The organism is Ruminococcus sp., assembly GCF_024691275.1.
Classification (GTDB): domain Bacteria; phylum Bacillota; class Clostridia; order Oscillospirales; family Ruminococcaceae; genus Ruminococcus.
Window position 1 is genome coordinate 1 of record NZ_JAILNU010000114.1, and the last position, 13,349, is coordinate 13,349.

General features: G+C 40.9%; 15 protein-coding genes. 7 read left to right on the forward strand and 8 right to left on the reverse strand.

Annotated features, from left to right (window positions below; all coding sequences use genetic code 11):
- Nucleotides 1-248 (forward strand): hypothetical protein (locus K6G33_RS14590; protein WP_296780911.1); only part of this gene is annotated, 248 nt, incomplete at its 5' end.
- 92 nt (nucleotides 249-340) lie between these two features.
- Here K6G33_RS14590 and K6G33_RS14595 read toward each other — a convergent pair.
- The 7 genes from K6G33_RS14595 to K6G33_RS14625 form a co-directional block, all read right to left on the reverse strand.
- Entirely contained in the window at nucleotides 341-757 is a 417-nt protein-coding gene (locus tag K6G33_RS14595) for a hypothetical protein (protein ID WP_296780913.1), read from the reverse strand.
- Between the two features lie 376 nt (nucleotides 758-1,133).
- Complete coding sequence (locus tag K6G33_RS14600) at nucleotides 1,134-2,270, reverse strand: site-specific integrase (RefSeq protein ID WP_296780915.1); 1,137 nt, start codon at nucleotides 2,268-2,270, stop codon at nucleotides 1,134-1,136.
- A gap of 109 nt (nucleotides 2,271-2,379) precedes the next feature.
- Nucleotides 2,380-3,576: a plasmid recombination protein gene (locus K6G33_RS14605; RefSeq protein ID WP_296780918.1), complete on the reverse strand. Its 1,197-nt coding sequence runs from the start codon at nucleotides 3,574-3,576 to the stop codon at nucleotides 2,380-2,382.
- Between the two features lie 367 nt (nucleotides 3,577-3,943).
- Complete coding sequence (locus tag K6G33_RS14610; RefSeq protein ID WP_296780919.1) at nucleotides 3,944-4,531, reverse strand: CHC2 zinc finger domain-containing protein; 588 nt, start codon at nucleotides 4,529-4,531, stop codon at nucleotides 3,944-3,946.
- A gap of 2 nt (nucleotides 4,532-4,533) precedes the next feature.
- Nucleotides 4,534-4,725: a hypothetical protein gene (locus tag K6G33_RS14615; protein ID WP_296780920.1), complete on the reverse strand. Its 192-nt coding sequence runs from the start codon at nucleotides 4,723-4,725 to the stop codon at nucleotides 4,534-4,536.
- 14 nt (nucleotides 4,726-4,739) lie between these two features.
- Nucleotides 4,740-5,027: a DNA-binding protein gene (locus K6G33_RS14620; protein ID WP_296780923.1), complete on the reverse strand. Its 288-nt coding sequence runs from the start codon at nucleotides 5,025-5,027 to the stop codon at nucleotides 4,740-4,742.
- A gap of 80 nt (nucleotides 5,028-5,107) precedes the next feature.
- Nucleotides 5,108-6,577 (reverse strand): YfjI family protein, encoded by a 1,470-nt coding sequence (locus K6G33_RS14625; RefSeq protein WP_296780925.1) that lies wholly within the window; start codon nucleotides 6,575-6,577, stop codon nucleotides 5,108-5,110.
- Between the two features lie 317 nt (nucleotides 6,578-6,894).
- On the opposite strand from K6G33_RS14625, the gene K6G33_RS14630 reads away from it, so the two are divergent.
- The 6 genes from K6G33_RS14630 (at nucleotide 6,895) to K6G33_RS14655 (ending at nucleotide 12,865) form a co-directional block, all read left to right on the forward strand.
- A complete protein-coding gene (locus K6G33_RS14630) occupies nucleotides 6,895-7,914 on the forward strand; it encodes a hypothetical protein (protein ID WP_296780928.1) in 1,020 nt (339 codons plus the stop codon).
- A gap of 152 nt (nucleotides 7,915-8,066) precedes the next feature.
- On the forward strand, nucleotides 8,067-8,957 hold the full coding sequence (locus K6G33_RS14635) for a hypothetical protein (RefSeq protein ID WP_296780930.1): 891 nt from the start codon (nucleotides 8,067-8,069) through the stop codon (nucleotides 8,955-8,957).
- A 56-nt stretch (nucleotides 8,958-9,013) separates the two neighbouring features.
- Entirely contained in the window at nucleotides 9,014-10,603 is a 1,590-nt protein-coding gene (locus K6G33_RS14640; RefSeq protein WP_296780933.1) for an N-6 DNA methylase, read from the forward strand.
- Nucleotides 10,604-10,619: 16 nt separating this feature from the next.
- A complete protein-coding gene (locus K6G33_RS14645) occupies nucleotides 10,620-11,075 on the forward strand; it encodes a hypothetical protein (RefSeq protein ID WP_296780935.1) in 456 nt (151 codons plus the stop codon).
- Complete coding sequence (locus K6G33_RS14650; RefSeq protein ID WP_173563075.1) at nucleotides 11,072-12,130, forward strand: toll/interleukin-1 receptor domain-containing protein; 1,059 nt, start codon at nucleotides 11,072-11,074, stop codon at nucleotides 12,128-12,130. Before K6G33_RS14645 ends, K6G33_RS14650 begins: the two co-directional genes overlap by 4 nt.
- Nucleotides 12,131-12,139: 9 nt before the next feature.
- On the forward strand, nucleotides 12,140-12,865 hold the full coding sequence (locus tag K6G33_RS14655) for a hypothetical protein (protein ID WP_296780939.1): 726 nt from the start codon (nucleotides 12,140-12,142) through the stop codon (nucleotides 12,863-12,865).
- Here the strand turns inward: K6G33_RS14655 and K6G33_RS14660 are convergent.
- A complete protein-coding gene (locus tag K6G33_RS14660) occupies nucleotides 12,856-13,272 on the reverse strand; it encodes a hypothetical protein (protein WP_296780941.1) in 417 nt (138 codons plus the stop codon). The two genes, K6G33_RS14655 and K6G33_RS14660, sit on opposite strands and share 10 nt — an antisense overlap.
- Nucleotides 13,273-13,349 lie beyond the last annotated feature (77 nt).

Consider the following 13,349-nt stretch of genomic DNA (forward strand, 5'->3'; position numbering starts at 1 on the left):
GGAAGATTCCTAAAACTTTTTCAAAAGAGTCGGACGTTTATCAAATGAACTCTTACTCGACAAGCATTGATAAAGTGAGAGAGATAATATTGCTATATCCCTTAGTTTATAACAAGAGAATGATTGATGATTACCACTTCATTGATAGTAATGGAATTAAGAGACCCCTCAAAATAAGAACTATTGATTTAATGAAATGTTTGGAATGGAGAACTTTTTTGAATGAGTTCCCTGATTCGATAAAATAAACTGTTTTGCATTACTTCGAAGCATATAATTGAGAAACTGTTCGCATAATAAAAATCGTCTGTATCAAATATGATACAGACGATTTAAGGGTTTAGATGTATACCATGTTTTCAAAGACAATTTCTCTTGCCATGTTTATAAAGCAGTTTTCAATACCATTCGCTTCGTTTACGTCTCCAGCAAGTACAGCAGTTTGATAATAATTATCTGTTTTCTTCCAAAGCTCAACCTGACGTGAGATAGCTTCATTGACTTTCAGTTCCATGTCATCAAGGTACTGAATGATCTTGCCCTCGTTTACGAGCCTGCGGAGCCTGTCAGGGCAATGGCTGTCAGAGAAATGAAGATGATACCTGATGGAGTCGGTGCTGTATGTCTTACTTTCAGTGGAAAGTGTATCAGGGTTGAAGTGAGTGACTGTTACGGTGTTGGTGTCAAGTTGCCACAGCGGAACGTATTTCTTTTTCATCGGATTGTAAGTTGTCTGTTCGCTTTTGTATCTGCTCATGGTAATTACCTCCGTTCGGTAGCGTGAGGAAGATGCCTTATCCTCACTGCAATAGTTATAGTTATATTCTCTGAATACCGACGAGATACCCAAGTCCGTCAGTTCAACTTCTGTTCAACAAAGTTGAACCAAGTTACGATAAAACTTGAAATTTGCAATAAGAGCATTTGCTCTGAATTGCAGATTTTATCGTATTTTCGGCGTTTTCTTAAAAGCAGCAAAAGTAAGCGAAACGATACTACTTAGCTCAAAGAGATAATCAGATACCTCAAAACTTGCGTATTTACGCACTTTGCGAGTGGTCAAATACTCTTTGGTCAACATCTGGTCAATTCAAAACCTCTCTGTTCGCGCAGGGAGGTTTTTTTATTTGCCTTTATGCAAGGCACAGCTCGATCTGCTCGGCAGTTCGGGCTTTTGTTTTTCGCAGAACATCAGCGTAGATTTCTGCGGTAATGTTAACGTCACGGTGTCCAAGATGCTCGGACACGACTTTCAGGTCGATACCGCTGTTCAGGAGCATAGTAGCGTTGCAATGACGGAGCTGATGCAGTGTCATATCCTCGAACTCCGTTCCTTTGGTGAAGCGTTTGAGCGACTGATAGACCGAGTTGCGGTCACGGTAGTTCCCTCTGGCAGACACAAACACCATTTCGGGGTGTGCAAAATCATCACCGAGGGCATATTTCAGCTTTTCGATATACTCTTTCTGTGCAAGAAGAACCCTTTTCAGCTCCTGCCCCATACCGATGATGCGAATACTGCTCTCGGTCTTAGGATCAGTCAGCTCATGCTTCCCGCCTATATCGGTCAGCGTGTGGTTTATGGAGATAGTGTTGTGCTCGAAGTCAATGTCCTCCCACGCAAGACCGAGACACTCACCCGAACGCATACCCGTGTACAGCAGCACCTTGATGATACGCTTGAAGTCCTCGTCCCAGGGCTTGCTTTCAAGGTAAACCATGAACCTTTTGAGCTTGTCCTCCTCCAAAGCCTTATTCTTGCGGCTTTTCTTCCGCTTCGGCAGTACCACGTTACGGCAGGGAGTGTCACGAATGAACCCCTGCTCTGCTCCTCTGCGGAAGATGCTCTGCACTATAACGTACAGCTTTTTGACAGTCGCAGGGTTCAGGTCATAGGACTGCATTATCTGCGTCAGCCTGGGAGCGTTGATGTCCTTGACTTTTATGTTGCCGAGAACGGGCTCAATGTGGTTTTTGTACTGCCCCAAATAGGTGTAGACGGTGCTCTCTTTCAGCTCCTGGGGAGCATAGTTTGTGAAATACCAGTCGGCAAGCTCTGAAAATCGCATATTCTCATTGAGCAGAGAGTAACCCTTGCAGTGTCTCTCGAACTCAAAAGCGTATTCCTGAGCCAGCTTCTCGGCTTTCTTTTCAGTCACCCCGACAGGCGGAGTGAAGGTCGTTGATTTTACAAGCTGTTTGCCGTTCATATCGTAGCCGACAAACACCCTGATACGGAATGTGTTTCCACGTTTTGTTATATTTGCCAATGTAAATCCCTCCAAATTTACACTATGGCATATCTCTGTATTTAGCATTGTAGCGCACTATTCTCTCTTTGTCAAGCGCCTTTCGAGATATGCCATAGCTTTTCGTCTTTTATTCTAACTCTGTACTTCTTGTTTTGTTATACTTGTACCGGGCAAAATCATCCGACAGCCCGCAGGCTGTTATGAACGCCCTTGCCTTTTGCAGGTCACGGGAGAGCTGTTCCTCACGTTTGATACGCTGAGCTTCGGCATTCTGCTTTTCACGGGAGAAATAACGCTTGTTTTCCTCCTTTTTCTTGTACTCAGAAAGCTCCGAGGAGACTGCTGCCAACTGCGTTTTCAGCTTATCACGCTCCTGAACAGCTTCATCACGTTCCTTACGGAGCTTCCTGGTCTGCTTCTGAGATGCGACTTCTTTCTTTGCAAGGTCGGACACGTTGTCCCAATCCTCCTGAGAAACAGTCACCTTACCGCCGAACACGGTCTTTCCTGTCTCCACGCTGTCTATCTCAGTCAGCTTCACCTTTTTCTTAGACACCTTTTCAAACTCGGCAACAGCTTCGTCACGCTCGGCAGTGAGCCTTTCGATCTCGGCATTAAGAGCATTTATCCTGTCATGATACTCACCATACTCCTCGACCGTGTAGCTGTATCCTCTGGACTTCTTCGGCTCGCTGATCTCGATATCATGAGCGTTGCAGATATTCTTTAAAACATCCCACTCGCTTCTCCTCCAAAGGTCATTCGCTTTCGCATCATTACCGAAGCCCATTTCCTCCAAAGCCTTGTTCTTGGCATTGCGGACTTCAAGACCACGGGCGAAGTGACCTACGGGGATATAATTGATGTGCAGGTGCGGTGTAGATTCATCGAGATGCAGCACCGCATTGAACACATAAAGGTTCGGATTTCTCTGCTGGAAGCCCTCCATGTATTCACGCAGGCATTCAGTCGTTATCTCAGCATCGGGAGTACCGACACCTGTGTCTTTTCTCGTTCCTATGTAAACAAGATGCTCGTAGAAGCTCTTTTGCTTGTTCGTACCTGTGATAACACTCTTGCTCGGCAGACGGTTGAACAGGTGCTCGAAGTAGTTGTGTATCTTCCTGTCATTCCTTTTCTGACGGGCATTGTATTTCTCAACTGCTTCATCAAAAAGCTGATGATAAGCGTCACTCAGAGCCTGCTGAACGAACACGATGTTGTTGGGTGTCCTGGAGCTGTCTATGTTCCTGGCAGTGAACTCTCGGTTGTTATGTGAAAGGCTGCCTTTGCCCTCGCACATAGAGATAGATTTTTCACTCATAAAAATATCTCCCTTATATATTTTTATTTAACCCTCTGACGAGGGAAAACAAGTACGCAAAAGGCTTGATGCCTTTGCTATGCAAGCGCCCTTGATGGGCTTGTATTGGCTTGCAACGATACAGTGGTGATCGGCAAACCAAACGGTGCGAAGCACCGGATTTACTTGCGGAGTGCCGCCAGTAACCCCAAAGCACTTTTGACAGCCGCATACACGACTATCAAAAATGCCGGGGCTCTGCGAGGCTCCTATCGGCTGACGGAGCAGCCGAAATTGTGGGTACGGTTATTCAAAATCGCACCCATGAGAGATGCTGAAAAACGCATTACAATTTTGAAAAAACGCCATATCGGAAACGATCATTTTTTCAAAAATCAGCTCTCATATTTTTCTGAAAATCTGCTATCTGATCTACGATATTTTTCATCGAAAGCCGCCCCGCTTTATTGAGGTTTATGAACTCCCAGCAGAGGTACTCTGCGTAGTCCAAGTGATGCAAAGAATACACGAATCTTTCATCACATTTTTCATCAGGATTTGTAGGAGCATACTGTCTCCATTCACGCATCAGCCACAGGTAATCGTTGAGTGTCCGCCACGCTGACTTCCCCCATTCTTCATAGGCTCGTTTTTCCTGCACACGTTTCTGATACTCAGACACTTCTTTAGCAGTGGGAGCTTTGTCAATATCTATGTGCAGACCGTAATCGTCACTTAGCTTTTTTACTGCATCGATAGGCTTGTCCAGCCCGAACATTTTCTGAGTGAAGCCGATAACATCAACGTGTGCTCCACAGCCGAAGCAATGAAGATTATCGGGATAGATCTTTGCAGAGGGAGTGCGCTCATCATGAAACGGACAAAGCGTCATACCTCCACGGTCAATATGTAAGCCGTAACCCTCCGCAACAGTTCTCATATCAACAGCAGATCTTACTTGCTCGAATACCGTCACTCTCAGAACGGTATCTTGTTGTAGAAGTCGATAGCTTCCTTGAAGACTGTCTGCTCCTGTTCGGTCAGGAAGTGGCAGAGATCAAAGTCCTTGTTGTTCTCAGCATAGAAGCCACGCTGACGAAGGACTGAGATCATCTTGTCGAAAAGCTCATCGACACCGCTGTTAAGCTCGTTCTCATTGATGCTCACCATATCTCTCACCTCCCTCAGTTCTGGAAATAGTTCAGCAGGTCAGCCTTGTTGACAAGTATCTTGCCACGGACACCCTCGCCTGTGCGGATATACTTGATCTTGTTCTGAGCCACAAGCATACGGACTGTGTGCTCGGAAAGTCCGTCAATAAGCTCGGTGCATTCCTTGACGGTCAGCATCTTCACCTTTTCAGGCTTCTTTTCGGGCGCAGGAGCGTTCTCCACAGGCTCATCGTAGGCGATAGCTGTCATAAGCTCCAGTATCTGGTTCAGCATTGTCTCTTTCTGTTCTCTTGTTAACATAGTAAAATACCTCTTTCTCTTTTTATAGTTGTGAACTTTAGACATTTTAAGCACAATAGCTCCTATAATGTCTAAAATGCTTATTGTGTACGGATGTGGGGATTGATATAGACCATTACCCCCGAACGGTTACAGCCATTTGCTGCCGGAATCGTCTCACGGCGGAGATAGCCGTATTCCTCCAACATCTCCATTGTTTCTGCAAAGTCGGCGGCGTTCTTGAACAGCGTACAACGGCAGAGTTTGTATAAATCATTCTGCCTGATGTTGGTTATGTGCTTGGAGCGTATCTTGTTGAGTACCCTCTCTGCTTTAATAGTACCGAGATCAACATCTCCGAGACTGTAAGCGTAGATAGCCTGTTCACGGAAATACTCGCCTATCTCAACAGCGTTGCAGAACGTATCCAGTGTCACACGGTTCTCAACAGGCTGGGCACCGTTCAGCGCACACTTGATACAGTGAATGATACCGCACAGTCGGAGCAGTTCACCATGATACTTGCCACCCCAGTCCTTGCAGAAAGCCATATCCGTGACGAGGTGTGGCTCGATGAAGTTGTTGTAGTAGTCAACGAACTCGCCGTATGCCTTGCTGTCAAAGTGGAGATACAGCTCTTTTTCATCGTGGTAGGTGAACTTAGCTCCGAGGAGCTTGTACACAAGGTTCTTGTAGTTTTCTGCGACCTGCTCAGGCACAGCCTGTGTATCGTACTTGCGTAAACCGATATTGCTCACAGGAAAACAATACATGAACCTCGCTATCAGTCCGCTGCCCCTGAAAACAGGATTGTTTATCATACCGTCAAAAACGTATGGCTGACACGCAAGGCAGATGCTCATGTAAGGCTTTTTCAGCACAATGCTCGACCTGGTAGCTCTGTCGCTGATATAGGTCTCGCCGTTCCATGATTTCAGCAGGAGGTCAAGGTTCGGGACGTTGTTGCTATAACGTCCGCTGAAATTACCGAGCATTCCGGCTTCATCGGAGATCATCAGCAGAGTGCCGTTTTCTTCGAGCAGATTCACAAGTGATTCGGGAGTTACATCGTCCACGGCTATCCTGCGGAAGTTGCTGGGCGGAATGTTGCTGATCTCTGTCTGGAGTTTGGCTATCTCCTCAGCGGTAACGTCTTTCTTCTTTTCAAGGGCTTCCAGCTTGCTCAACAGGAGCTTGCGTTCAGCCTGAGATTGAAAGATGTCCTGCTTGTTGTTCTCATTCCAGTCGTGTGCGAACTGAATGTACGGACGCTTTATAAGCGACATTACAGGAGACTTCTTGAAGCTCGGTTCCGCTATCGTCAGCGTATCAAGCACCAGCGGCTCGGTGTGGTCACGCTTTGCCGACATACGATATACTCCCGAAAAGCAATAGCTCACCGCCGAGAGTATCGAAGTCCCTGCCATTGCAACGTCCGTTGAGGTTGTTGTCGCAATTGCGTCAGCCATGTCACCTATAATAGGCGGCAGTGCGTTCACAGGGAACGGCAGGAGGTTTGTCCCATCGGGACGGAGGGGTGTGGGTGTTGCCCACTGGTTTTCATTGTTCAACGATCTATCATCGTCCTTTCGTATAAATTCAGAAGCGCTTCTATAATAGGGGCAGAAAAAACTGTGTCTACAACGGATAATCATTGTATATCCTGTAAATTATTCCGGTTTTCTCTGCTGTCAGCCGACCGTCGCCTGCTGACATGAACATTGTAACATTTCTTTCGGAGGGCTTGTGCGTACTTTGCGTATTTACGCAAAAGAATACGCAAAGAATTTTCAAACACGCTATTAATCACGCTATAATACGCATTATAATTGACATATTGCGTGTGAAATGTTATAATATCAGAAGATACTGAAAGCGAGGAGAGCATATGGGAACTACCACAATTTACCGTATAAACGAAACAGACCGCACGATAAATATCGCACAGTCTGTTGATGATACCGATGAGAGCGTTCACGGTGCAGTCCTGAATACAAGGACGTACACCTTTGACGAGCTGATGAATCAGCATAAGGTTTTCTGTGAGCATACCGAGCCTTACGATGCGTTCAGGGACAGGCTCAACAGTGCTCTGCGTATCGACAGGAGCATTGATGTCAGCACTGATGATATGATAGCAAGGTTCATGGCTGAGTATGGGGAAAATATCTTTTTCCGTGGCTACGTCTGCTCTGTTATCGAGTTATATGACAAGGAAAGGTACGTCCTGCTGAAACCGAACGACGTTGTTATAGCCAAGCTCAACAGAAGAAAGATACAGGATGAAGTTGCAAGAAAGCTCATGGAGTTCATGAATACGCAGCTCGCTATGATGTGCAGTGATGCGTATTTCAGCTACAAGGTGACTATGGAGCATTTTATGGTTCAGCCTGGACGAACGATAATTGCAGTCGATGATTATACATTCAATGTGTTCCGTGAGAGTGATAACTGCCTGCTGACTGTCCTTGCAGAGGTCGGGCAGCTCGTTCACAAGAACAAGTGGACTGTCTGCGAGTGTGGTTTCTGCCACAAGCTTTTTCTCGGAACGGAGGGCGAGGTCTGCTGTCACGCTGCTGAGTGCATCGAAGCTCAGAAACAGCAGAAGGAAGCCATATACAAGGAAAACACCAAGGCGTACTCCGCTGTGAAGCGTGATTATGATGCCTATGTCCGCGGATATAAGAAGAAACTCGTAGAAGCAGGCATTGAGAAGTATCACCCTGCCGAGTTTGACGAGTTTATGCAGGCGAAGCAGGAGCGTATGGACGATATGGATAAGCTCAAAAAACGCCTGATACGCAACGGTCTGCCCACCAAGGAGCTTGAAAAACTCAGTGCTAAGTATAAGGCTGAGATGAAGGCTATGGCTGAGGAGCTTGTTGAGAGGTTTAGGAAGAAGGGGTGAACTTTGAATCCGGTGGGTTCAAAGTTGCAGCATCTATAAATGATAGAACGTTTTTCAACAAATATTGACTTAGATTCTATACCATGATATAATAGTACAAATAGCGATTCTACGCTAAGTATCGCTTATTATGATTGTGGAGGTATAGGATAATGAAACAGGATAAATCAAAGTGGATAGCTTTCTTTACTCAGCAAGTTGCTACTGAAAAAGAAAAGATTTGTTCAAGATATAAGAACTACAAAGATCAAGCAAGTGCAATAAATCAGTATATTAATGATATACGGGATAATTCGATTCGCTCTTTGAAAGCAAATTCAAATGAATTATCCCAGTCTGAGTTGCTTGATGAAATTCTTATTATAACGTATGCATCTTACATAGTAATGCTTGATGCACGTAATTCTGTATGGCCTTATGAATACATGGCTTTTGCACGACGTATCGGAGAGTTATGGGAGCCGTTCTGCAAATTGCCCTTTGAATATCCAATAAAAAAGCTGACAATTATTGCTCCTCCTGATTTCAATAAAGTTCAGGATACTATAAAGAGAGATGCTACGAATTATATAGATAGTTTAAAACTGGATCAGGAAACTAAAGACGAATTGAAGCGCCACTATGCAATTCCGTGGACAATGGTTGATAGCGGTGGAATCAAACTCGGACTTGATCTTCATTTTGAACAAGACGGTATTCATTATAATTGTGACTTCAAAAGTGGATTTAGTTCAAACGAAAAAGGCAATACAAACCGCTTGCTACTTGTTGCAAGTATCTATAATTCACTTGGTGAAATCGAAAAAACGATATTGTTTGTAAGACAACCTGAAGATGATAATAATCACTATCTTCAGACTTTAAAAAACTCTCCTTATTGGGATGTATACTGTGCAAACGATGGCTACGCTGCAATGAAACGATTCACAGGTTTCGATATGCGTGAATGGCTTGATAATAACGTCGATTGGAAAAATGATATAAGCAGCGAATTAAGGGAACATCTTGAGAAAAATGATCTTTTGCGCTACTTGACATGGTAAAACCAATGTGTTATACTTAAGTTAGAGCTTAAGTATAACCAGTGAGGGATATAAACATGAAAGATCAGTTTTGTTCGTTTTATACCAATTCAGAAGATATTACGTTTTATATGTCTTCTCGGTTAGGGATACATGATGGTGACATTATTTTGGAACCATCAGCAGGAGAAGGTATATTCATAGATGAGATACTGAATGCAAAAAAGAAAGTTCACATTGATGCTTTAGATATCAATGATGATGCTATTTCAGTTTTGCAAAAAAAATATAATGATAATCCTGACGTTGATGTTCGTAAAACAGATACCCTTTTTGATCCACAGCTTGATAAATATGATATGTCACAACTATGGTTAAAGCAAACCGATACACTGTTGGATGAACAGTTAGATTTTTTCAACTCTACAGGTGGACATTATACAGGTGTTATAGGCAATCCACCATATGGTGCTTGGCAGGATTATGAACGACGTGATCAATTAAAAAAGAAATATGTTGGGCAGTATGTCAAAGAAACATATTCTTTGTTTTTACTGCGGTGCATATCTGTATTAAAACTAAACGGAAGATTATCATTTATCATCCCCGATACGTTTTTGTATGTTAATATGCACACAAAGCTTCGTGAGCTTTTATTGAAAAAAACTAAAATAGAGGAAATTATTATTTTTCCGTCAAAGTTTTTCCCTGGCATTAGTTTTGGATACTCTAATTTATGTATCATCACTTTAGAACGACGCGAAATGCAAGATGCCATCAACAATTCAGTAAAGATATATAGAGGATTTAAAAAACCCGAGGAATTTCGTCGGCTAATCGCAAATGATACTTTGCCTGCTTACATAGAAAATTTTAATCTTAAACAGAGTGATGTTTTATCAAATCCGCAACACAGATTTGTTTTTGCTGATAATCAAATAGTTTCTTTATTAAAGAAAACAACAGTCAATCTTGGCGATATTTCAGATGTAGTAACAGGTTTCTACACGGGAAATAATAAGGAATTCATCAAAGCTGCATCAGATACCGTAAAAGGTGCAAAAAACTATGAAGTTATAGATCAAAGTATGATAGTAGATAATTCGTCTACTGATGGAGAACCTAACTTATCAGAAGCGTATATTCCTTTTATAAAAAGTGCATCTGAAACACGTTATGTCCGTAACCATGAAGATTGGTATGTGCGTTGGGATAGTGAAACAGTATCATTTTACAAAGCAGATAAAAAAGCTCGATTTCAGAATTCCGATTATTATTTTAAGACAGGTATCGGAATACCTATGGTTAAGTCAAGTAAAATTAAGGCTTTTTTGATGCAGAACCGAGTATTCGACCAATCTATTGTTGGAATATTTCCAAAAGATAAAACAAAGCTTAATTATATATTGGCATTAATGAACTCTGATATCATCAATCAGATTATACATATCATCAATCCCACTGCTAACAATTCTGCTAATTATATAAAGCTAATTCCTTATATTGAGCCTACTTCTGAAGTTATAAGTGAAATCAATGACTTAGTTGATAAGAGAATAACTTTATCAGCGAACAATGATATTAACACTATCAAGCGAATTGAAGAAAAGATTGATTCTATGATAATGAGCATATACTTAGCTCCCTATCATAAACAACATAAATAATTAAGGAGAAATCAAAATGGATAGTCTTTCTTTTTCTTTATCGATTCCATTAGATAAAGACGGATTTTTAGAGATGGAATGTGACTATTGTAAAGGAAGGTTTATGCTTTCTAAGAAAACTTTTGATGATGATAATAATTTGGATTTCTTTTGCCCTATATGTGGATTGCCAAATAAGATGGATACATTTTATTGTCCTGAAGTACTTGAAATAGCAAGACAGGTTGCAACTAATTATGCAATGGATGAAATATACAAGCAATTCTCAAAAACATTTAAAGGGTTTAACAAAAATGGTCTTGTTAAAATGAGTATGAAGAAGCCCAAACACGTTTCCGTTTCAGAATTGTATACACCGATTAATGAATATAAAATGTTACATCTTGATTGTTGTGATATTAATATAAAAGCAACTTCATTTGATGATTCTATAGGTGTGTATTGTCCAATATGTGGAGGAACAAGATTATGAATAAAAATGAACTTAGAATCATTTCTCTTAGATATAGAACATTAGCATCACAAATGCTAAAGATTGACAATGAAGATGAAGTTCGCTACATAAAAATGTTTCTGGAATTCATAGACAACACAGACTTGTTATCAGAGTATGTTTCACATTGTCATAAAGAAGACTACGATTTCAACTCTATTTTACAATCAAGGAGTTATGGTCAGCATTTTGAGTTACCGGATAATTCAGAAGATATAATCGATTATGATTATCAGCTTTTGAAATACATCATCGAGAATAACAGACCATTGATCGGAATTACATTAGGCTATTCACACAGCAACAAATTTGCAGATTCAATAGCTGCTTTTATGAGAAAAACAATAGAACCTTTTGTAATTGCATTGAGGGAATACATTGAGATCAAACTAATCGAGGCTGACGATAACTCCTCAAATGATGATAAAGCAATAGGTAGAACCAATATCTTTCTTTCATATTGCCAGAAAGATTCTAAAATAGCTGATCTGATTGACGATACTATTAGTTCACAAACATCTTCAGATCGTGTCTCTATAACAAGAGATATTAGAGATGTTGAATACCATCAGAGTTTCAAGCGATTCATGGATTCTATACAAGATCATGATTATGTTGTAATGCTTATAAGCGACAGATATTTAAAATCTCGCAACTGTTTATATGAAGTATTAGAAACAATCAAAGATCGTAGATTCCAAGATAGACTTGCATATATTGTTTTATCTGATAATGATTCAAAATGGCTTGAAGATCCATCTGAGAAGATAGGTGCTAAAGTTTATGCCGTTCAAGATCAAGCTCAGTATACTATATTCTGGAGAAATAAAGAAAAAGAATTAAGAAATCAAATTGATGAAATCGGTGATCCGGCTTACACTATTGAGTTAAGCAAAGAATTAAAACACATTCAAAAGATACTTCTTGATCTTCAAGATTTGTTATCATTCCTTAGCGAATGTAAAGGGCTGCCTTTACAAGAACATATAGATTCAAATTTTGAGGAAATGCTGAGTTTTATGAAACTGAAATAAGGAGAATAGATGAAAAAATCAAAATTTGTTTTTGTTATCTTAGCTACTGTTTATGTATTAATGGCTCTTCTCTATCCTTTTGATGTATTAAAAATAGGTGATAATTTACTATTTGCGCTTTCGGTTTCCGCACTACTTATTTCCGCAAGTGATGTAATTAATAAAATCGGGACATTTTTATTTACTTCAAACACATATAATGCATACTTAAAAATCACAATTGATTTTTTAGATCAAATGATTAAGGGTGGATATATTAACACACGAAATATTAATGTTAGAAACATCAAAGAAAATTATGATGAATTGCTAAAAAAGAATTATACGTTTTGTCATCCAAGAGACTACGCAAAAAAGAGAATATTAAAAATAGTAAATACTATCACCTTAATACTATTTATTTTGGGAATAACCTCATTTATCATTATTCCGTTTATTGACACCAATATAACAGGTACAAAAATCACATCAATTGTTACAATTCTTGCATTTGCATCTATGGCATTAGGGCTATTTTTTGATGAGCTGATTAATGAAAAGCAGGCGGAAATAGACGCATTAATCTCTGAAAAGCATTTAGTTATAAATGCTGATTATCCAACTTTTAGAAATTATTTTGAGTCAAATGTGTATTATAGAAATGATATGAAAGCAAATCAAGAGCTTATTGCTACTTTGTTAGCAAACCAAAAAGAGGCTGCACCCGAAGGCACAGCCGTAAACGATCAAATATAAACCATACACTCAAACACAGTTTCTCTCGCCATATAGACGAAGCAGTTCTCAAGACCGAGCATTTTCTCAGCATCGCCGCTGAGGAGAGCCTTCTGATAGCAACTATCTGTCTGCTTCCAAAGCTCTACCTGACGGGAGATAGCATCACCGACTTTCAGTTCCATATCATCGAGATACGGCACGATCCTGCCATCATTGACGAGCCTGCGAAGCCTGTTGGGGCAATGGCTGTCAGAGAAATGAAGATGATACCTGATGAAATCGGTGCTGTAAGTCTTGCTCTCCTCGGTCTGAGCATCAGTGTTGAAGTGAGTGACGGTCAAGGTGTTGGTGTCCAGTCTCCACAGCGGAACTGATTTCTTTTTCAGCGGGCTGTATGCAGTCTGTTCGCTCTTGTATCTGCTCATAGTTATTCCCTCCTGTTAATGATTACTCACGGATAACAAATCTGTGATCCGTGACATGAAGCAAAATCTCTTTTTAG

Excerpts from the sequence above, each read along its gene's own strand:
- K6G33_RS14605 (WP_296780918.1), bottom strand. The coding sequence starts at position 3,576 with ATGAGTGAAAAATCTATCTCTATGTGCGAGGGCAAAGGCAGCCTTTCA.
- K6G33_RS14655 (WP_296780939.1), top strand. The coding sequence starts at position 12,140 with ATGAAAAAATCAAAATTTGTTTTTGTTATCTTAGCTACTGTTTATGTA.
- K6G33_RS14660 (WP_296780941.1), bottom strand. The coding sequence starts at position 13,272 with ATGAGCAGATACAAGAGCGAACAGACTGCATACAGCCCGCTGAAAAAG.
- K6G33_RS14595 (WP_296780913.1), bottom strand. The coding sequence starts at position 757 with ATGAGCAGATACAAAAGCGAACAGACAACTTACAATCCGATGAAAAAG.
- K6G33_RS14640 (WP_296780933.1), top strand. The coding sequence starts at position 9,014 with ATGAAAGATCAGTTTTGTTCGTTTTATACCAATTCAGAAGATATTACG.
- K6G33_RS14620 (WP_296780923.1), bottom strand. The coding sequence starts at position 5,027 with ATGTTAACAAGAGAACAGAAAGAGACAATGCTGAACCAGATACTGGAG.
- K6G33_RS14635 (WP_296780930.1), top strand. The coding sequence starts at position 8,067 with ATGAAACAGGATAAATCAAAGTGGATAGCTTTCTTTACTCAGCAAGTT.
- K6G33_RS14650 (WP_173563075.1), top strand. The coding sequence starts at position 11,072 with ATGAATAAAAATGAACTTAGAATCATTTCTCTTAGATATAGAACATTA.
- K6G33_RS14645 (WP_296780935.1), top strand. The coding sequence starts at position 10,620 with ATGGATAGTCTTTCTTTTTCTTTATCGATTCCATTAGATAAAGACGGA.
- K6G33_RS14630 (WP_296780928.1), top strand. The coding sequence starts at position 6,895 with ATGGGAACTACCACAATTTACCGTATAAACGAAACAGACCGCACGATA.
- K6G33_RS14615 (WP_296780920.1), bottom strand. The coding sequence starts at position 4,725 with ATGGTGAGCATCAATGAGAACGAGCTTAACAGCGGTGTCGATGAGCTT.